We start from the raw sequence: 257 nt of genomic DNA, 5'->3' as shown, positions 1-257 counted from the left end.
AAGCAATTGTGAAATATGGTTGTCCTGAGGTGTTTAATACAGACCAAGGCAGTCAATTCACAAGCGAGGCATTTTTGAATGAGTTAAAATTGCGAAATATCCGTATCAGTATGGATGGGAAAGGACGGTGGATGGATAATGTGATGATTGAGCGTTTATGGCGCAGCGTGAAGCATGAGGAAGTCTATTTGAAGGCTTACGATACAGTAAAACAAGCGAAACAATCCATTGCTGAGTATTTGGATTTTTATAACATG

1 protein-coding gene is annotated in these 257 nt (G+C 39.3%); it reads left to right on the top strand.

Translation table 11 applies throughout. From position 1 onward, the window contains the following. On the top strand, positions 1 to 257 hold a 257-nt coding region (locus tag GBN19_RS15655), incomplete at both ends, for an integrase core domain-containing protein (protein WP_151778724.1).

The organism is Acinetobacter brisouii, from assembly GCF_008993995.1.
In the GTDB taxonomy this organism is placed as follows: Bacteria; Pseudomonadota; Gammaproteobacteria; order Pseudomonadales; family Moraxellaceae; genus Acinetobacter; species Acinetobacter brisouii_A.
The sequence above is the reverse complement of the archived record's forward strand: the minus strand, read 5'-3'. Positions and strand labels throughout refer to the sequence as shown.